The following is a 16,665-nucleotide window of genomic DNA, read 5'->3' as shown; positions in this document are numbered from 1 at the left end:
CCTCGAATTGACAAGGACGGCGCAAACCATTCATAATAAAAGCAGATAAGCCCGGCCCGCAGATGCGCCGCGGATCAGCCGGACTCTAACTACCACATGGCCGAAGACAACAAGGGATAAAGGATGGAAAGGGTGATTTTGTTGAGAACCTTGATTATGATGGGGGTTATCCTCACATTTCTCGTATCCATTTTCACAGCCGGGTATGAAAGCAAGCCGGGGAAGAAAAATTAAAAAAGAAAAAGGATGGCGTGATAAGCAGCCATCCTTTTTCTTTTTTAAAACATAACACTGTTTTATTCTAAATCAGCTTTGTTTATTTTCTTTTACATCCGCCCGGGAAGACACCTGATAATCGCTTTTGTACTCAACAGCTTCAATGCGGCAGCCCGGACCTATATGCACCTTGTTTCCTCTGACAATCTGAGCCGTTGTGTTTTCCAGGTAAATGTCGTCACCTTCTATCACTTTGGCCGAGAGAAAACCGCCGTTTCTTTTAAAGAAGCCGCGTTTATTGACCACTTTTATTACGGTTCCGCCGATATCTCCAATAGAGCTCTTGCCCAATCTTAACCCGATTTCAATCATACCGGCGTTCAAAAGCCCTTTTAATTCAAGACTCCCTTGTAATGCAAAACGCTCCGCTTCACAATCACCTTTTACAGTCAGCGCGCCTTTGATGTCGCATGTTTCAGCGGTCATATTTCCGCCGATATTGACCATGCCTTTGACGGCCGCTTCGCTGATTTCGGCGTCGCCCGCAATGTCAGCCGTTCCGAAGATTTTGGCCTTTTTTGCTTTCAAGCTGCCGCCGACTTCCGACTCTCCATGTATAGCAAATGTTTGAACTGCAGCATCTCCTGAAAGAGTGCTTGTGCCATATGTGCGAAATTTAGAGCAGTCAAGGTCTCCTCCGATCATTCCTTCGCCTCTGATGACGACTTGTTGATAAGAGCCGCCGGACGCGCTCCCAGATCCGCTGATTTTTAAGTCGTTTTTCTCCATACCATATCCCTCCGCTATATTTTCTGGCTCTCTTCGATTTTTGCCGTTTTTGACTGCTTGAGATCTTCCTTGTATTCTATCAGTCCGATATCACAATTTTCTCCGATGATCACCGTATTGCCCCGAACGATTTTCGCCGTTGTGTTGGCGAGTTCTATGTGATCGCCTTCAATCAGTTCTGCAGAGAGCCTCGGCGGAGAAATCAGCGGTGTCAAAAATGACAGCAATTTGGACTGATGTACTGTACAGCTGATGCGCCGGCCGCCGATTTCTTTGACTTTGCTTTCGCCTCCATGCACCTTGATCTCAATTTGTTCTGCATTTAAAAGACCGCCGATCGTAAAATAGCCTTCAGCCGAAAAATGTTCTACTTCGCAGTCTTTGCCGATTGACGCTTTTCCCCGAATCATCAGCTCGTCTCCTTTCACATGACCGCTCAGGCCTGCATAACCGGAGATTTTCAGTTTATCCGCGCTGACATCTCCTTCTACCTTTGCGGAGCCGTCAATCCGCACTGAAGAAGCAGTAATCCCGCCGTTCATTTTCGCATGGCCGCTGATTTTCACCGTATCGGCCTTCACATTCCCATTTACGGTCCCAGTCCCGTTGCAGAGAAGCCGTTTGCAATCAACATCACCGTTAACCGTTCCTTTGCCGTTTAATTCAACAGATTGAAACGTCCCTCCGCTTGAACTTCCAAAGCCGTTTATCGTTAAATTATCCATCGCTGTTCCTCCATTACAGTAATTTTGTTTTCATTTCTTCTCCGGCAGCCGCCAGACTGATATCAGCAGCGACTTTCACCGCCTTTTCAAACACGATTTCGCCTTCAGCAATAAAGCATGTGGCGATGCCTAGCTTTCGCAGCACGATCAGCCTGCCCTGGTGCTTCGGAGCACGCGACAGCATGACATCCAAAACCATTTTTCCTTCATCAAGACTGATCTCCCCTGACTGAAGCAATCCTTCCAGCACATAAACGGCCAGCGCTTCTGTCAGTTCAAATGCATCATCCCGTTGATCTGTATTTTCTATGAAAAATGACATGACCGCACCGGAAACCAGCCCTTTTTCAAGCAGCTCCCCGCGGCTGGCATTGATCTTTTCAAGCCTCGGCGAAAACATTTCCGCCATTTCATCAAGCGAAAGGTTTTCTTTCATATTTTGAATTTTTTCGATTCTTTTCAGGATCTCTTCCTTTGGAAAAAACGTTTCTTGTCCGGTAAACGTAGATTTCCGAATAAACCATTCTTCAGGTATTAAATTTTTCCGTTTCCATCTATAAAGCTGCCCATAAGAAATCGATGTCAAATCAAGCAGCTCTTTTTTTGAGATTAAATCATCATGCTCCATATTCTTCACTCCTTCACAAACATTGTAACATAACACTGTTACATTAAAAAGCCTAAAAAAACCGCCCCCTTCTTTTTGGGGGCAGCCGCTTATGTTAAATCTCTGTAGTTTTGCTGGCGAAGCGCCTCATAGACAAGAATTGCCGCAGTATTTGACAGGTTCAGCGATCTGACATGCTCTGTCATCGGCAAACGCAGGCAGCGGTCCATGTTTTGTTCGATCAAGTCTTTTGGAAGACCGTTCGTTTCTCTGCCGAACACGAAAAAATAATCTTCGTTTTGATCTGAATAGTCAAATGATGTGTGCGGTTTCTGGCCGAACTTCGAAATATAGAAGAACTGTCCTTTCGGATGCGCCTCAAACAATTCCTTCAATGAATCATGATAGACGACATTGACGAATTCCCAGTAGTCAAGGCCTGCGCGCTTCAGCATTTTATCATCTGTTGAAAATCCGAGCGGCCTGATTAAATGAAGCGTTGTATCTGTTGCTGCACAAGTTCGTGCGATATTTCCTGTATTCGCAGGAATTTCTGGTTGATATAATACGACATGCAATGCCAAAAATGTTCACCTCTGTTTTTCTGATCCGCTATTTATTATACCATTGTTTACGCTTTTGGCGTATCATCTGCAATATGAAAAAACGCATATCGAATCGAAGAGGTATAAGCGGGCGAATCTTCATAAGACCAGTACCTCATCCGGCAGTCATGGGTTTGGGCATTCACAAGCGGCATATTGCTTTTATCTTTTGACGTCACAATCGCCACATGATCAAACCTTCCGTCTCCGTTGAAATCGTAGCAGATCACATCACCTTCGATCAGCTCTGCTGCAGTCTTCATTGGAACAGAGCGGAGGCCGGCTTTTGATTGTCGCAGGAACGTTCTGAGTGAATTGGCGACAGTCCAGCTGTAGCTCCAGGAGTGATTCTGCATCCACCAGCCTTTGCCTCTGTTCGGATAGCCGCGCATCGGCGCATCTCCGGCTCTGAGGCATTGAGAAATAAAATTTGTACAATTGTCTTCAAAGTTTTTATAAGCCGGATTCCGTTTATTCCAAAATGTTTCGGCATAGCGGACGGCGGCCAGCCGATCATAGCGGAACGCCCGCCCCAATAATTCGCTCGGCTCATGTCCCGCCCTGCTTTCCACCTCGGGGAGCGGCTGAACGGCCGGCCGCGGACTTTCGGAATCTTTGATCACCATCTCGTCATATAATAGAGCATTCCTGTTTTCAATTTGTTCTTCCATATACATATCATCCCCATCTTTGCACAAGTATGCGGTATGGGTTTGATAATTCACATGGGCTGCACTGTCTTCATCAACCCAATGCTCCTTTATGGCTGCCCGTATATTCGCTTTGACGATCTGAACACCGCGCCTTTCAAAAAGCTTTTGTTTTCGTTCGATAACTTCAAAGCCGCCGGCTTTACGCCAGTCTCTTTCGTCGCTGCCGTTGATTAAATAATTCAGCCTGGCCTTCAGCAATTGCTCGATAATCTGTTTCAAGGGCTGCACCCCCATCTGTTTGTTTGAAAAGAAACATTTCTCTTCCAAACATATGTCAGGACAGCCCTTAATTAGTCGCACTCGTTTCCTTTAAAAGCTGTATGCCTTTTTCGATCTCGGCTTTTGCTTCTTCATCCTGTTCACGGATCAGCGCTTTTTCAAGCTCATCCTTTACATCTGCTTCTCCGATCTTTCCGATCGCCCAGGCAGCGGTTCCTCTGATGACCGGGCGCGGATCTTTGTGCAGGAGCGAGACCAGCTCAGGCAGTGCGCTTGTTTCTTTAAAGTGAGCCAGCGCGATAATCGCGTTCCGCTGAATCGGCTTTTTCCCCCTCCAGGAACCCGCCACATGGCCGAATTTTTCTTTAAACTCGCGATTCTTCATCGTAAGCAGCGGCTTTAAAAGCGGCTTGGCGATCTCAGGATCGGGCTCCATTTCAGGATGAAGGTGAAAGTCCTTGCCTTTATTAATCGGACATACCATCTGGCATGTATCACATCCGTAGATCCGGTTACCGATTTTCGTGCGGAACTCATCAGGCAGAAATCCTTTTGTCTGCGTTTGAAAGGCGATGCATCGCTGGGAGTTCAGCTGTCCCGGGTTTACAAGCGCTCCGGTCGGGCATGCGTCAATGCACTTGTTGCATGAGCCGCACTGATCCTCCACCCTCTCATCAGGTTCAAACGGGATGTTGGTAATCATTTCCGCCAAGTAGACGTAAGAGCCGAATTCAGGGGTGATGATCATGCAGTTCTTTCCGCTCCAGCCGATGCCGGCGCGCTCTGCTACGGCCCGGTCGGAAAGCTCTCCGGTATCCACCATTGATTTTGTTCTGACATCGCTGCGCTGCGACGTCAAAAACTCTTCAAGCTGGTCAAGCTTTTCCCGCAGTACATGGTGGTAGTCTTTTCCCCAGGAAGCTCTGCAAAAGATGCCCCTGCGTTCGCCTTTTGTGCTCCTTGGCGCATCTTTCATTTTTGAAGGGTATGCAAGCGCAATCGCGATGATCGATTTCGCCTTTGGCAGCAGGAGATCGGGATTGGTCCGTTTTTCAATATCAGGTTCTTCAAAGCCGGATTCATAGCCGAGCGTACGGTTTTCGATTAGACGCTCTTTCAATGTTTCAAATGTATCTGCGCTTGCAAAGCGGATTTTATCAATTCCGATTTGCTGTGCGTATTCAATCACATCTTGCTTCAATTTTTTGACATCCATGGTGCAGAGCCTCCTTTCTTTGTTTTAGTTTTCGCTCACTGTATAATATAAGTGTAACATGATGAATGGGAGTTGAATTGGAATTGGAACTAAAATTACAAATAGCCCCTGCTGTTTTAAAGCGTGTTCCTTCATTTAAGGCAGGCGCGGTTTTATATAAAGGAATTGAGATTGCGGATTCCCCGCAAATGCTAAAAGGCCGGCTCCGCCTTTTTCAGGAATCGCTGTTTTTTGATTATGCCGACAGGAGCCTCGGGGATGAACCGGCAATACAAGAATGGCAGCGGATGCTGACAAAGCTGGACCCGTCATTTTCCGGCCGGCAAACAAGCCTTGAGCAGATGCTCACGGATATTCAGCAGCAAAACTACATAGAATCAGCCGATTCCGCCACTGATTTGAGCCGCTTTTTCTCTCTGAAATATTCGATGCCGGTTCATATCTATGATGCCGGGAAGCTAAAGGGACCGCTTCACGTCGCGCTCGGCGAAAGAGACAGTATCATAACCGTTTCTGATGCGGGCGAAACATTCGGTTCCCTTTCGCAAAACATCCATCATCATCCCGTCAGCAGGGAAACAAAAGATGCTTTGCAGCTCGTCTTCTTCAGACCTTCGGTTTCCAAAGATGAAGCACTCCGGATGCTAGAAGCTTTGACAAAAATGTTTGAACAAATTCACGGCGGAGAACATATCTCAGCAGTCTTTCCTTAAAAAACTTGCTCACAAAAAGCAAGTTTTTTAAGTCATACATGAAAAAACGCAATGCTTCGTTTAATCTGAGAAACGAAACACTGCGTTATAAACAGTATGTATGGAGCGGGTGATGGGAATCGAACCCACGACATCAGCTTGGAAGGCTGAGGTTTTACCACTAAACTACACCCGCACAGATCTTTTAAAATCAGATCAGCGATTTGACTTTTATAATGTTACACGTTTATTAAATTTTCGTCAAGGGTATATTAAAAATTTGTCGAAAAAAACGCCGAGTTCAATCGGCTGCTTTTTTTCGACATTAATTGTTTACCAGCTTGACTTTTTCACTCCTGGAATATGTCCTTTATATGCCAATTCTCTAAATGCAATCCGCGACATTTTAAACTTTCTCATATATCCTCTCGGCCTGCCCGTCACCTCACAGCGGTTATGCAGCCTTGAGGGCGCAGAATCGCGCGGAAGTTTGCTCAGCGCCCTGTAATCGCCTTTTTCTTTTAATTCTTTCCTGATGGCTGCATATTGCTCAACAAGCTTTTGCCGTTTCTTTTCCTTTGCAATTTTTGATTTTTTGGCCACGTTTGCCTCCTCCTTTTAACAAAACGTAATGATTACGATTTAAATTTATCACATCTTTCCTTCTCATGCAAATAAAAAAAGCCTGCCTGAAAAAGCAAGCTTTTTTATGACCCTTTCTTTTTTTTCTGAAAAAGAGACGAAAAGGCCGCCGCTATGATAAAGATGCCGATAAACAGCCCGATCATAATGAAGAAGAAGTTGGGTTTTACCTGAAATGAAAAAGAAGACTCGCTCTCCATCACAAACGACAGGCTGTTAAAGAGAATGTCCGAACTCGTTTGATTTGCAAATAGATGATAAAACAAAAGCGCCACCGATATCATCGGAAATGCCAAGAAACTTGAGAAACTGGCAAATATTAATCCCTGTTTTAAAGAGTTTGCATTCATGATGATTTCCCTCCCATTCCTCTGATCATAAGCTGTTTCATAATCGATTTTCCGTCACCCATAAATGGAAGCAGATAAATCATATGCAGAGCAAAAGTTGAAAAGAACAGAAGCACGCCGACGGACACCGCATTTTCCTGAAGGAAGAAGATCGTAAATAGCACCCCTGCTAAACCCAGTATCCCCGGGACAAGCGGCCCCAACGCCGTAATCCAAATCATTTTTTTATCAAACGGTGATATCACGGGCCTGATAAACTTAACGGACATCATATCAGCCGCTAAATATCCCGGTGCTCCGTGTTTCCCGGCCAATTTGCGGTGTGCGATGCCGTGCACCACTTCATGAAGCGCTGTTCCCGTAATCAGCCCGAAATAAATGACCGAAAAGTAAACCGCGATGCCGATGATCGAACCATCTGGAAACGCGGAAAATGCCGCGAGCGAGAGCATCAGAAAGATCAGCCAGAACACGATGATTTTCTTTGAAATGATCTGAAGAAATTTTATGTACAAAAACAAAAACGAATCAGACCGGCTCGAAAATCTCTCCCTGTAGCGAATATGATACTGACCGAAAAATTGATGGAGAAACCCTTGGAAAGACGGGCCATCCCCATATTTCCAATTGATCAAATAGCGCTGGTTAAGCCCGGAGAGCAGCTCATGCAAATCTTTTAACAAGACATCTTCACTGATGCGGAACAGGCCTGAAAGGGCGGCTGCTATCTCCTGTTCATCTTTTTTTCCATCGATTTCTTTCAGCATTTGATAAGCTGTCGGATTAATCGGGAAATCCGCACCGATGTCATGATCTGAAATATGCTTTTGATCAAGTGTCACATGCTCTGGAAAATAAGGAATTTTTTTTATTGCGAATAATGCCTTCACCATATTAATGATCATAATGGTACCTCCATTTAAACCCGCCGTATAACAACAGGAGCAGCAGTAATTCCAGACACGGTATGAAAAACAGCAATCCATTCCCTGTGACTTTATCGATTGCATAATTTCCTATAAAAAACAGCGGGATCAAAAAGAGAAGGAGCATCCCGAATGAAAAGATCCCCATATAAGGATTATTTCGGTCAAGCGGAAAGATGATTCCGGCTAAATAAAACATGGCAATCGAGTTCATCATGACAGCGATCGTCTTCAACAAGACCGGGAAGCTCTCCGGAAACGTCCATGTCAGCAGGGAAAACAAGCAAAGCTGAAGCAGACCGAGTACACATAAACCGAGATATTTCGACCATAAAACCGTTGCCAGTTTCAAATGAAGCGCCTTATACACCGGCATCATCCGCTGGTCGTTTCCAAAGGAATTAAATGCAATGATTCCGGTTACGCCGCCAAGCACCAAATAGCTCTCCCCTGTAAAGCCGAATTGAAATCTGTATTTTAAAAAACATAAGGCCAAAAGCAAAAAAATGAAGTTTAAAATATTTTCTTCATTTCTGGCTTGAATTTTGATTTCTTTCACCATCATAGACAGCAGTTTTGATGACGGGATTTTAATGAATGAAAACAGTTTAGATGATTTTTTTTCAGTGAGGATCGGGACAAAATTCAATGACAGGAAAGAAGCCATAATGGCGGCTGCCAAAATCAGCACAACCGGAACGATGGCTGCATCTGCTGCCTGTCCGTTCAGCAGGAGAAACAGCGGCGCTGTGAAATAGGTTAAGTTATAATCAAATGATGAATAAGCATTCTGTATTTTAGCAAGATCAAAAGACGTCATGCCGTACAACACAGCTAATACGACGAGCGCAAACATTGAAAAAAATTTCTGCAGCGGAAAGCCGAATTTTAAAATGGTGATGTACACCAAATTATAAACAAGATTGAGCAATGAAAAGAAAAAGAGAATCTGTACAAAAAGCAGCGCAAAGAACGTAAACGCAAACCAGATGCCCACACCGGTCGCAATAAAATTTGGAATCAGCAAAATAAATATGATGAATAAAACAAGGAATGATACCGCTCCGGCAAACGGAATATAGTAGCCGAGGCTTCTCTGGAAAGCCGTCAGCGGAAACCAGCTGAGCTGCATGGAAAAGCTGTGCTGCTCCGGCGTCCTTACCTTAAACAAAATGAACAAAACAAATGTAAAAATCGAGGCATTCATAAACATGGAAATCACGAACAATCCCAAAGAACGTACATCACCATTTAAAAACGAACTCAAAAACATGCCCGTAAAGCTATAACCGATCACGGCGCCCATACTGACCGCCAACAGCAAAAAAAGCGCGGCCAACAATCTTTTTGTGCCGGTATTAAAGAGCTTGCTCATTTCTTTCTGCCACATTTTCAGCATCATTTTAGAAATTTCGAATGATTTGATCAAAATGCGCACCCCTATCACTCAGCATCGAAGCTTTCAAAAACACTTCTTCCAATGTATTACTATTATATTTCAGCTTTAATTCTTCGACTTTTCCTTCGTCCATTTTGACTCCTTTAGAAAGGATCGCGATTTTATCGCACAGCTCTTCGGCAGAGAGCATATCGTGAGTCGAAAGCAGAATCGATCCTTGTACAGCCACATATCGCTTCATCAATTTTTTCGTATTGATGACTGCTTCAATATCCAGCCCGCGGAAAGGTTCGTCCATGATGACAAATTCACTTTCCAGCATAAAAGCGGCGATCAGCTGCGTCTTTTTTTTCATTCCGTGGGAATACGTTTCAATCGGCTCTTGCAATGCCTCTTCCATATCAAAAAGCTCAATTAATTGTTTCCGCTTCTCTTTTGATGTACAATTATACATTGAAGAAACAAAATCCAAATATTCAGCAGCTGAAAGGGCATCCGGCAAAAGCAGATCATCGGGAACATAAGCGAATTTTTGCTTGAATTCCGCCGACATGTTCGGCAGGTCATCCAAAAGAATGGTTCCTTCGCTGGGCGTAATGATTCCTAAAATGGAATGAATGATTGACGTCTTCCCTGAACCGTTCGGACCGGCTATCGCGACAATTTGATTTCTTTCAATCTCTATTTGAAACCCGCTAACGGCAGTCACATTGTTTTTATATGTTTTAGACAGATTATCTATTATAAACATAATGCCTCCAGGGTAGTGATGAATATTAATGAGGACTTAACCGCCCCCCACAGGCGGTTAAGTCCTGTAAGATATGTCTCTTGATGTGAATAGATACTTAAGTATAGCTACTTCCTGCACTCAATGCTGACCTTTAAACCGCTGGCCCATTTGACGGATCCCGTGAAGCTGCCGTTTCCGTTAGCTACACACCATACTGCGGCGCCAAGTACAACAGTCGCTCCAAGTGCCAATAGGACTGCGATGAACACTAAGAACCAAGCTTGGTCTTCGATCGCCGGATTGACAGAATAATCAACTTGCGGTGCTGCGTATGTCATTTTTCCCCCTCCTTTCTATCAAGTAACCAAAGCGTAACACACCCAAATTCATACTGAAATCTATGAATTTTCCTATTTCATAAATACTACCTTCCAACTATTTATTTAATCATCTGTCTCTTTTTGATTCTATTTTCCCATTCATTCTCTCCATCCATCGTAATCCCCCTGCGTTTTTCACCATCACAGATGCCACATGGTCTTTTTTTCTTAATTTTCAATCTTCTCCGCCTTTTTCCTCTTCATTCTTGAAAACAGACTGTTTCCAAGTGTCAAGTGAGAAAAGAACTAGAAAATAAGACATGCCTCCACTTGAAAATAAACACTGAAAATAACCATAAAGTCCTTTTTCAAACAATGATAGACAGTCCTATTTTACCTGTTCCATTTTTGTTAATTTTATGTATAAATTTAAGTATTGCGGTTGTGAATCTTCCATTTCTAGATCAAAAGATGTTGAATGCAATGTAAAATCGAGTTAACATTATGTCTAGTACAATTAACAATATGTCAAATATACTATATAAAAAAAGGATTGCGGGTGGTAAGATGAACAACAGGGTAAGAGAGCTGAGAGCAAGATATGGCTATTCACAAGAAGCTCTTGCAAAAGCTGTCGGAGTTACGAGACAGACAGTTGCGGCCATTGAAAAAGGCAATTACATACCGTCGCTCCTTTTAGCATTGAAAATTTGCGGGGAGTTTCGATTAAATATGGAAGAAGTTTTTTGGTTAGAAGGGGGGAAAAATGAATGAATATGAAAACGAGGACTTTTTTTCACATTCTTCTTTTCGGACTTGCGTGCTGGACTTTTATTACGTTTTTCCAAACATCTGAACAGATTGCAAGAAGCCTGAAAACGAGCAATTCTGAACTGCATTTTGTTTTTAACCTTATTCCCATTCTTCTATTTGTTTCGGTTCTGGCGGTTTACTCTTTTTTAGAGAAGAAAGGCTCTCGCAAACGAAGCCTTATTCTCATTCCTGATGAATTTAAAGAACAGGATGAAAGGGAGCAGATGATGACCGCCAAAGCGTGCAGAACCTCTTACATCGTTCTGTATTTTGCAATGCCTGTCGCAGCGCTCCTCATGATCTTTTATCCGTTTTTCCAAGTCGATATCCCGTACTTTCCGATTATCGTCATCTTTGTGTTAATTGTCATTCAACACTTGTCATATATGTTTTCATTTCAAAAGAACAGATAAGCAGATGAAGGCCCCCGCTTCATCTGCTTTTTTTGTCAGCTGTATATGCGGCTGCCCGCTTTTTTAAATTCCTTCGCCTTTTCTTCCATGCCTTTTTCAATAGCCTTTTCTTCATCAAGATTATTTTCATTTGCATAATCGCGAATATCTTGAGAAATCCTCATGCTGCAAAATTTCGGACCGCACATTGAGCAAAAGTGAGCGGTCTTCGCGCCTTCGGCCGGCAAGGTCTCATCGTGAAATGCAAGCGCCCTTTCCGGATCCAGCGAGAGGTTGAACTGGTCCCGCCAGCGGAATTCAAAGCGTGCTTTCGAAAGCGCATCATCGCGAATTTGCGCGCCGGGATGCCCTTTAGCGAGATCAGCCGCATGAGCCGCAATTTTGTATGTAATGACCCCTTCGCGGACATCATCTTTATTCGGAAGCCCCAAATGTTCTTTCGGCGTGACATAACAAAGCATTGCAGTTCCATACCAGCCGATCATCGCCGCTCCAATCGCTGATGTAATATGGTCATAGCCCGGGGCAATATCGGTCGTCAGCGGGCCGAGTGTATAAAACGGGGCCTCCTTGCAAATCTCCATTTGCTTATCGACATTCTCTTTAATTTTATGCATCGGCACATGCCCCGGTCCTTCGATCATCACCTGCACATCATGTTTCCAGGCAATTTCCGTCAGCTCGCCGAGCGTTTCCAATTCGGCAAACTGGGCTTCATCATTCGCATCAGCAATCGAACCGGGACGAAGTCCGTCACCCAATGAAAATGCGATATCATAAGCTTTCATAATTTCGCAAATTTCTTCAAAATGCGTGTAAAGGAAACTTTCTTCATGATGCGCCAGACACCATTGCGCCATAATCGCTCCGCCGCGGGAGACGATGCCCGTGACACGCTTTGCCGTGAGCGGCACATAGCGCAGGAGTACACCGGCATGAATCGTAAAATAATCCACACCCTGCTCTGCCTGTTCAATCAATGTATCGCGGTAAACTTCCCAAGTCAGATCTTCCGCGACACCGTTTACTTTCTCAAGCGCCTGATAAATCGGCACGGTTCCTACAGGCACTGGACAGTTGCGGATGATCCATTCCCTTGTTGTGTGAATATCCTTCCCAGTGGACAGATCCATCATCGTATCGGCGCCCCAGCGGATCGCCCATGTCATTTTCTCCACTTCTTCTTCAATTGAGGAGGTGACGGCTGAATTCCCTATATTGGCATTAATTTTCACGTGGAAGTTCCGGCCGATAATCATCGGCTCGCTTTCCGGATGATTGATGTTTGACGGAATGATCGCCCGGCCGCTCGCTACTTCATCACGGACAAATTCAGGAGATACATGCTCGCGAATCGCGATAAACTCCATTTCAGGAGTGATGATCCCCTTTCTTGCGTAATGTAGCTGAGTGACATTTTGTCCTTTTTTCGCGCGCAGCGGTTTTCTTTTCAGCCCCGGGTAGCTGTGATTCGTCTGCTTCACATTTTTATAGCCGTTATCCTCAGGCTTTATGTCTCTGCCCTCGTATTCCTCGGTATCGCCGCGCTCTTTGATCCAGGCCGACCGCAAAGGCTTCAGCCCCTTTAAAATGTCAACCTCCGCCTTTGCGTCTGTGTAAGCACCGCTCGTGTCGTATATACGAACAGGCTGATTTTCTTCTTCGCCGAATGAACCTGTCGTTGGGCTCAGGGCAATTTCTCTCATCGGGACTTGAATGTCAGGACGCGATCCTTCGACATACACCTTTCGGCTCCCTGTAAAGCTTGACATAATCGAGATGTTTTTTTGCTGTACTGACTCATGTTTCATGTTTTAAAATCCTTCCCCTCTATAAATTGGTCAAGACTAAACCTGAGAACTGTACCAGCACAAAAAAACCAGGCACATTTTCATGAACCTGGTTTAAAGTCAGTAAAAAATCACCATTATTGCACGGCAATTCGCAATAATCAGCATAAATCACTTTTACTTCCCCACGCTGGTACGAACCAGATCAGGTCCAAAGGGTTAAGAAACGCATTCGTTCCTCTCTCAGCCCATGCAGGGCACCCCTAGTAATGCTATTTAATTCGTCACTATGGTAACACAATGAACACATGATGAAAAGTTAAAATGTAATCATTCCTGCTTTTTAGGAATGATTGACTACAAAAACGTATGAAAGCTGCTTTTAATTAAAAAGGGATATGTCAGCAAAAGTGAATACCATTATGGAGAAAGATCCGTTAACAGGATTATAAATGATCGTGCAGAACACCAATCATTCTCTTGAGCTCACCAGCTGCGATCTGTCCCGGAGCCGAGGCTTTCTTTGCGGCGCCGAAAGTCATGGCCGAACCAAACACCTCGCCTGCCAAACGGCTGACTACACCCTTCCCGGCCATGGACATCGTAATAATCGGCCGCTTTGCATACTGCTCATGCATCGTATACGTCGCTTCAAGCAGCCTTAGCACATCAGCCGGCGTTTCAGGCATAACTGCAATTTTCGGCAAATCTGCACCCAATTCCTGCGCTTTCTTCAAGCGGGAAATCATTTCTTCTGTGGCCGGCGTCTTCTCAAAATCATGATTGGAAATAATGACTGCCACTTCATTCGCATGTGCGGCTTCCGTCGCTGCTTTCACAGCCCGTTCATCATGAAACAGCTCGATATCGATGAGATCGGCAAGCCCTGTTTTGATAACCGTTTCATTTAAAGAAAAATAATATTCCGGGCTGACATCTTTTTCTCCGCCTTCCCTCGCACTGCGAAAGGTAAAGATCAGCGGAGTTTCTTTCAAAAGGCCGCGGATTTCCGACAAAGCCTCAGTTACCTTCTCGATGTCTTCAACACCTTCATAAAAATCTGCCCGCCATTCGGCGACATCCGCATCAAACGTCTGCAGAAAAGCCGCTTCTTCTTTCAATTGTCCGAGTGTTTCTCCGACAAGGGGCACACAAATTTTCGGGGCGCCTTCTCCAAACGTCATTCCTCTGACCTTCACCAGTTTCTCCACTTGTTTCAGCTCCTGTTCTTTCTATATCCGTGAAATCTCAATGACTTAACGGTAACCAATATTCATCATAAGCGCAAGCAAAAATCTTAGGCTATGCCGCAGATATGAAACAAAAATAGATGAACACCCAGAGCATAGGCAAGTGCACAAGAATAGGATGAAGTTGGAATGATCATATAGAACGAAGGAGGAAATATAATGGATGACCATACCGTTCCCTATCATGCGGATTTAAGGAACGTCCAGCACCAACGTGTTTTAAAAATGCTTCAGCATTGTGAAGCTGTTTGTGAGTTAACTGAGTATTACGTTCTCACAAGGGAAGATCCGAGACATAGAAAAGACCAATTAAGAATGCTTAGAGATTGTGCCGATATATGTACGCTGACCGCCAAATATATCGCAAGGTACAGCCGCTTTGCAAAATCGCTTGCCTTGCTGTGCGCAAAAATTTGTGAAATCTGCGGAAATCACTGTTCACAACAGCCCGATCAGCAATCGCAAACATGCAGTCAGACTTGCCTGCAATGCGCCCAGGAATGCCGTTCCTTTGCAATGCCGTCATGATATGCTGAGAAAATGAACTTACGGATTGTACGAAAAACGTTTCTTACTGATCGTGAGAAACGTTTTTTCATCACTCCCGAAAGAAGAACAGATTTTGAGTCGTGCCGAAGCGATTTCGAGATCAGCCGTTAAGGGCTATGAATGGTATACGATTTATATTAAAGTTTCTATTTTATATCATTCTGGATAGCGCAAGTAAAAAAAGACGGCCATGTTTCGCCACCTTAGAATCGGTCCTGTTCTATGATCCAATCATAATGCGTTTCATAGCCGAAATTCGGCAGACCGCTCTCGCTGACCTTTTGTGTTTCTTTAGATTCGGCTATCAGGCTATACTCATACGACCTCCTTGCGTACAATTCGGATATAACGAAAAACGGCCTAGCATAGCGCTAGACCGTTTTTCGTATTATTTTCGAATAATAAACTTGATACCGGTGGTCGGGGTCGAACCGACACTCCCGAAGGAACACGATTTTGAGTCGTGCGCGTCTGCCAATTCCGCCACACCGGCATGTGTGAGCAATGGTGCCGAGGGCCGGACTTGAACCGGCACGGTAGTCACCTACCGCAGGATTTTAAGTCCTGTGTGTCTGCCAATTCCACCACCCCGGCACGGGCAAATAAGGCGACACCCGGATTCGAACCGGGGATAAAGGTTTTGCAGACCTCTGCCTTACCACTTGGCTATGCCGCCATCATTTTAAGAAATTGGAGCGGAAGACGGGATTCGAACCCGCGACCCCCACCTTGGCAAGGTGGTGTTCTACCACTGAACTACTTCCGCATTTTTATTAGTAAGTCATCTCATCATATGCAGCTTCATAAGAAAAGATGAAAACTGGGCTAGCTGGATTCGAACCAGCGCATGACGGAGTCAAAGTCCGTTGCCTTACCGCTTGGCTATAGCCCAATATAATTATAAAGGGCGATTGATGGGAATCGAACCCACGAATGCCAGAGCCACAATCTGGTGCGTTAACCACTTCGCCACAACCGCCATACATTCTGAATTGCAAATTGGCAGGGGCAGTAGGAATCGAACCCACACCGGAGGTTTTGGAGACCTCTGTTCTACCGTTAAACTATGCCCCTAAAATAATGGTGGAGGGGGACGGATTCGAACCGCCGAACCCTGAGGGAGCGGATTTACAGTCCGCCGCGTTTAGCCACTTCGCTACCCCTCCGAAAACAGTGCCGGCCAGAGGACTTGAACCCCCAACCTACTGATTACAAGTCAGTTGCTCTACCAATTGAGCTAGACCGGCAAAAGGTGGCTCGGGACGGAATCGAACCGCCGACACACGGATTTTCAGTCCGTTGCTCTACCAACTGAGCTACCGAGCCAAGTATTTAAATTTTAATGGCGGTCCGGACGGGACTCGAACCCGCGACCTCCTGCGTGACAGGCAGGCATTCTAACCAACTGAACTACCGGACCATTTAGCTGCACCCTTCGGGTACTTCTCATGAATTGTTTTGGTTGCGGGGGCAGGATTTGAACCTGCGACCTTCGGGTTATGAGCCCGACGAGCTACCGAACTGCTCCACCCCGCGATAATGTTATTTTCATAGATATGGTGGAGGATGACGGGATCGAACCGCCGACCCTCTGCTTGTAAGGCAGATGCTCTCCCAGCTGAGCTAATCCTCCGCAGTACAGGACGTACAAGTGCATGTGTTGCAACAGAACGTTGCGCCTTTAGCATACTGTCCTAA

Annotated in this window: 18 protein-coding genes, 14 tRNA genes and 1 riboswitch; of the genes, 4 read left to right on the top strand and 28 right to left on the bottom strand. The window is 45.0% G+C overall.

All coding sequences use genetic code 11. The annotated features are described in order from the left end of the window. Nucleotides 1-306: 306 nt before the first annotated feature. The 6 genes from RBH91_RS05245 to queG form a co-directional block, all read right to left on the bottom strand. Nucleotides 307-1,005: a hypothetical protein gene (locus RBH91_RS05245; protein ID WP_307893713.1), complete on the bottom strand. Its 699-nt coding sequence runs from the start codon at nucleotides 1,003-1,005 to the stop codon at nucleotides 307-309. A gap of 14 nt (nucleotides 1,006-1,019) precedes the next feature. Next, complete coding sequence (locus RBH91_RS05240) at nucleotides 1,020-1,730, bottom strand: polymer-forming cytoskeletal protein (protein WP_076761484.1); 711 nt, start codon at nucleotides 1,728-1,730, stop codon at nucleotides 1,020-1,022. Nucleotides 1,731-1,743: 13 nt separating this feature from the next. Then, on the bottom strand, nucleotides 1,744-2,358 hold the full coding sequence (locus tag RBH91_RS05235; protein WP_076761482.1) for a YhbD family protein: 615 nt from the start codon (nucleotides 2,356-2,358) through the stop codon (nucleotides 1,744-1,746). Nucleotides 2,359-2,447: 89 nt separating this feature from the next. Then, on the bottom strand, nucleotides 2,448-2,921 hold the full coding sequence (gene trmL / locus RBH91_RS05230) for a tRNA (uridine(34)/cytosine(34)/5-carboxymethylaminomethyluridine(34)-2'-O)-methyltransferase TrmL (protein WP_076761480.1): 474 nt from the start codon (nucleotides 2,919-2,921) through the stop codon (nucleotides 2,448-2,450). Between the two features lie 47 nt (nucleotides 2,922-2,968). Further along, complete coding sequence (locus RBH91_RS05225; protein WP_307893712.1) at nucleotides 2,969-3,874, bottom strand: amidase domain-containing protein; 906 nt, start codon at nucleotides 3,872-3,874, stop codon at nucleotides 2,969-2,971. A gap of 67 nt (nucleotides 3,875-3,941) precedes the next feature. After that, nucleotides 3,942-5,090 (bottom strand): tRNA epoxyqueuosine(34) reductase QueG, encoded by a 1,149-nt coding sequence (gene queG / locus RBH91_RS05220; RefSeq protein ID WP_076761476.1) that lies wholly within the window; start codon nucleotides 5,088-5,090, stop codon nucleotides 3,942-3,944. A gap of 83 nt (nucleotides 5,091-5,173) precedes the next feature. Between queG and RBH91_RS05215 the strand changes: the two genes are divergently transcribed. Beyond that, the gene (locus tag RBH91_RS05215) at nucleotides 5,174-5,803 is read left to right on the top strand and encodes a B3/B4 domain-containing protein (RefSeq protein ID WP_307893711.1); all 630 of its coding nucleotides are present in this window, start codon (nucleotides 5,174-5,176) and stop codon (nucleotides 5,801-5,803) included. A 101-nt stretch (nucleotides 5,804-5,904) separates the two neighbouring features. On the opposite strand, the gene RBH91_RS05210 is transcribed toward RBH91_RS05215, so the two are convergent. The 7 genes from RBH91_RS05210 to RBH91_RS05180 form a co-directional block, all read right to left on the bottom strand. Further along, nucleotides 5,905-5,978 (bottom strand) — tRNA-Gly (locus tag RBH91_RS05210). Between the two features lie 137 nt (nucleotides 5,979-6,115). After that, nucleotides 6,116-6,385, bottom strand: a complete 270-nt coding sequence (rpsN, locus tag RBH91_RS05205; protein ID WP_307893710.1) for a 30S ribosomal protein S14 — start codon at nucleotides 6,383-6,385, stop codon at nucleotides 6,116-6,118. Nucleotides 6,386-6,489: 104 nt separating this feature from the next. Next, nucleotides 6,490-6,774, bottom strand: coding sequence for a hypothetical protein (locus RBH91_RS05200; RefSeq protein WP_076761470.1), 285 nt, complete (start codon nucleotides 6,772-6,774; stop codon nucleotides 6,490-6,492). Further along, nucleotides 6,771-7,679, bottom strand: coding sequence for a PqqD family protein (locus RBH91_RS05195; protein ID WP_307893709.1), 909 nt, complete (start codon nucleotides 7,677-7,679; stop codon nucleotides 6,771-6,773). Before RBH91_RS05195 ends, RBH91_RS05200 begins: the two co-directional genes overlap by 4 nt. Continuing rightward, a complete protein-coding gene (locus RBH91_RS05190) occupies nucleotides 7,669-9,138 on the bottom strand; it encodes a hypothetical protein (RefSeq protein ID WP_307893708.1) in 1,470 nt (489 codons plus the stop codon). The genes RBH91_RS05195 and RBH91_RS05190 overlap by 11 nt, the downstream gene beginning before the upstream one ends. Next, complete coding sequence (locus tag RBH91_RS05185) at nucleotides 9,104-9,850, bottom strand: ABC transporter ATP-binding protein (RefSeq protein ID WP_076761466.1); 747 nt, start codon at nucleotides 9,848-9,850, stop codon at nucleotides 9,104-9,106. Before RBH91_RS05185 ends, RBH91_RS05190 begins: the two co-directional genes overlap by 35 nt. A gap of 107 nt (nucleotides 9,851-9,957) precedes the next feature. Then, a complete protein-coding gene (locus RBH91_RS05180) occupies nucleotides 9,958-10,170 on the bottom strand; it encodes a hypothetical protein (RefSeq protein WP_076761464.1) in 213 nt (70 codons plus the stop codon). A 549-nt stretch (nucleotides 10,171-10,719) separates the two neighbouring features. On the opposite strand from RBH91_RS05180, the gene RBH91_RS05175 reads away from it, so the two are divergent. Both RBH91_RS05175 and RBH91_RS05170 read left to right on the top strand, forming a co-directional pair. Beyond that, nucleotides 10,720-10,926 carry a helix-turn-helix transcriptional regulator gene (locus RBH91_RS05175; RefSeq protein ID WP_307893707.1) on the top strand — a complete coding sequence of 69 codons (207 nt, stop codon included), beginning with the start codon at nucleotides 10,720-10,722 and terminating at the stop codon, nucleotides 10,924-10,926. Beyond that, nucleotides 10,923-11,378, top strand: coding sequence for a hypothetical protein (locus RBH91_RS05170; protein ID WP_076761462.1), 456 nt, complete (start codon nucleotides 10,923-10,925; stop codon nucleotides 11,376-11,378). Before RBH91_RS05175 ends, RBH91_RS05170 begins: the two co-directional genes overlap by 4 nt. A gap of 35 nt (nucleotides 11,379-11,413) precedes the next feature. On the opposite strand, the gene thiC is transcribed toward RBH91_RS05170, so the two are convergent. Together thiC and aroD are read right to left on the bottom strand one after the other, a co-directional pair. Next, on the bottom strand, nucleotides 11,414-13,189 hold the full coding sequence (gene thiC, locus RBH91_RS05165; protein ID WP_307893706.1) for a phosphomethylpyrimidine synthase ThiC: 1,776 nt from the start codon (nucleotides 13,187-13,189) through the stop codon (nucleotides 11,414-11,416). Nucleotides 13,190-13,333: 144 nt separating this feature from the next. Continuing rightward, nucleotides 13,334-13,443, bottom strand: a riboswitch (TPP riboswitch). A gap of 171 nt (nucleotides 13,444-13,614) precedes the next feature. After that, on the bottom strand, nucleotides 13,615-14,379 hold the full coding sequence (gene aroD / locus RBH91_RS05160; RefSeq protein ID WP_307893705.1) for a type I 3-dehydroquinate dehydratase: 765 nt from the start codon (nucleotides 14,377-14,379) through the stop codon (nucleotides 13,615-13,617). 198 nt (nucleotides 14,380-14,577) lie between these two features. On the opposite strand from aroD, the gene RBH91_RS05155 reads away from it, so the two are divergent. Further along, nucleotides 14,578-14,946 (top strand): four-helix bundle copper-binding protein, encoded by a 369-nt coding sequence (locus RBH91_RS05155; RefSeq protein WP_307893704.1) that lies wholly within the window; start codon nucleotides 14,578-14,580, stop codon nucleotides 14,944-14,946. Between the two features lie 432 nt (nucleotides 14,947-15,378). Here RBH91_RS05155 and RBH91_RS05150 read toward each other — a convergent pair. The 13 genes from RBH91_RS05150 to RBH91_RS05090 form a co-directional block, all read right to left on the bottom strand. Continuing rightward, nucleotides 15,379-15,460: transfer RNA gene (locus RBH91_RS05150), tRNA-Leu, on the bottom strand. Nucleotides 15,461-15,472: 12 nt separating this feature from the next. Beyond that, nucleotides 15,473-15,561: transfer RNA gene (locus tag RBH91_RS05145), tRNA-Leu, on the bottom strand. A gap of 11 nt (nucleotides 15,562-15,572) precedes the next feature. Further along, nucleotides 15,573-15,643, bottom strand: a tRNA-Cys gene (locus tag RBH91_RS05140). Nucleotides 15,644-15,658: 15 nt separating this feature from the next. Next, a tRNA-Gly gene (locus RBH91_RS05135) sits at nucleotides 15,659-15,733 on the bottom strand. Nucleotides 15,734-15,787: 54 nt separating this feature from the next. Beyond that, nucleotides 15,788-15,859 (bottom strand) — tRNA-Gln (locus RBH91_RS05130). Nucleotides 15,860-15,873: 14 nt separating this feature from the next. Further along, nucleotides 15,874-15,946: transfer RNA gene (locus tag RBH91_RS05125), tRNA-His, on the bottom strand. Between the two features lie 21 nt (nucleotides 15,947-15,967). Continuing rightward, nucleotides 15,968-16,041 (bottom strand) — tRNA-Trp (locus RBH91_RS05120). A 7-nt stretch (nucleotides 16,042-16,048) separates the two neighbouring features. After that, nucleotides 16,049-16,133: transfer RNA gene (locus RBH91_RS05115), tRNA-Tyr, on the bottom strand. Between the two features lie 8 nt (nucleotides 16,134-16,141). After that, a tRNA-Thr gene (locus tag RBH91_RS05110) sits at nucleotides 16,142-16,214 on the bottom strand. A 6-nt stretch (nucleotides 16,215-16,220) separates the two neighbouring features. Continuing rightward, nucleotides 16,221-16,293, bottom strand: a tRNA-Phe gene (locus RBH91_RS05105). Nucleotides 16,294-16,310: 17 nt separating this feature from the next. Beyond that, nucleotides 16,311-16,387, bottom strand: a tRNA-Asp gene (locus RBH91_RS05100). A 39-nt stretch (nucleotides 16,388-16,426) separates the two neighbouring features. Then, nucleotides 16,427-16,503: transfer RNA gene (locus RBH91_RS05095), tRNA-Met, on the bottom strand. A 21-nt stretch (nucleotides 16,504-16,524) separates the two neighbouring features. Then, a tRNA-Val gene (locus RBH91_RS05090) sits at nucleotides 16,525-16,600 on the bottom strand. Nucleotides 16,601-16,665: the final 65 nt, after the last annotated feature.

It is taken from the genome of Bacillus swezeyi (assembly GCF_030908325.1).
In the GTDB taxonomy this organism is placed as follows: domain Bacteria; phylum Bacillota; class Bacilli; order Bacillales; family Bacillaceae; genus Bacillus; species Bacillus swezeyi.
This window is presented reverse-complemented; position numbering and strand designations above follow the sequence as displayed.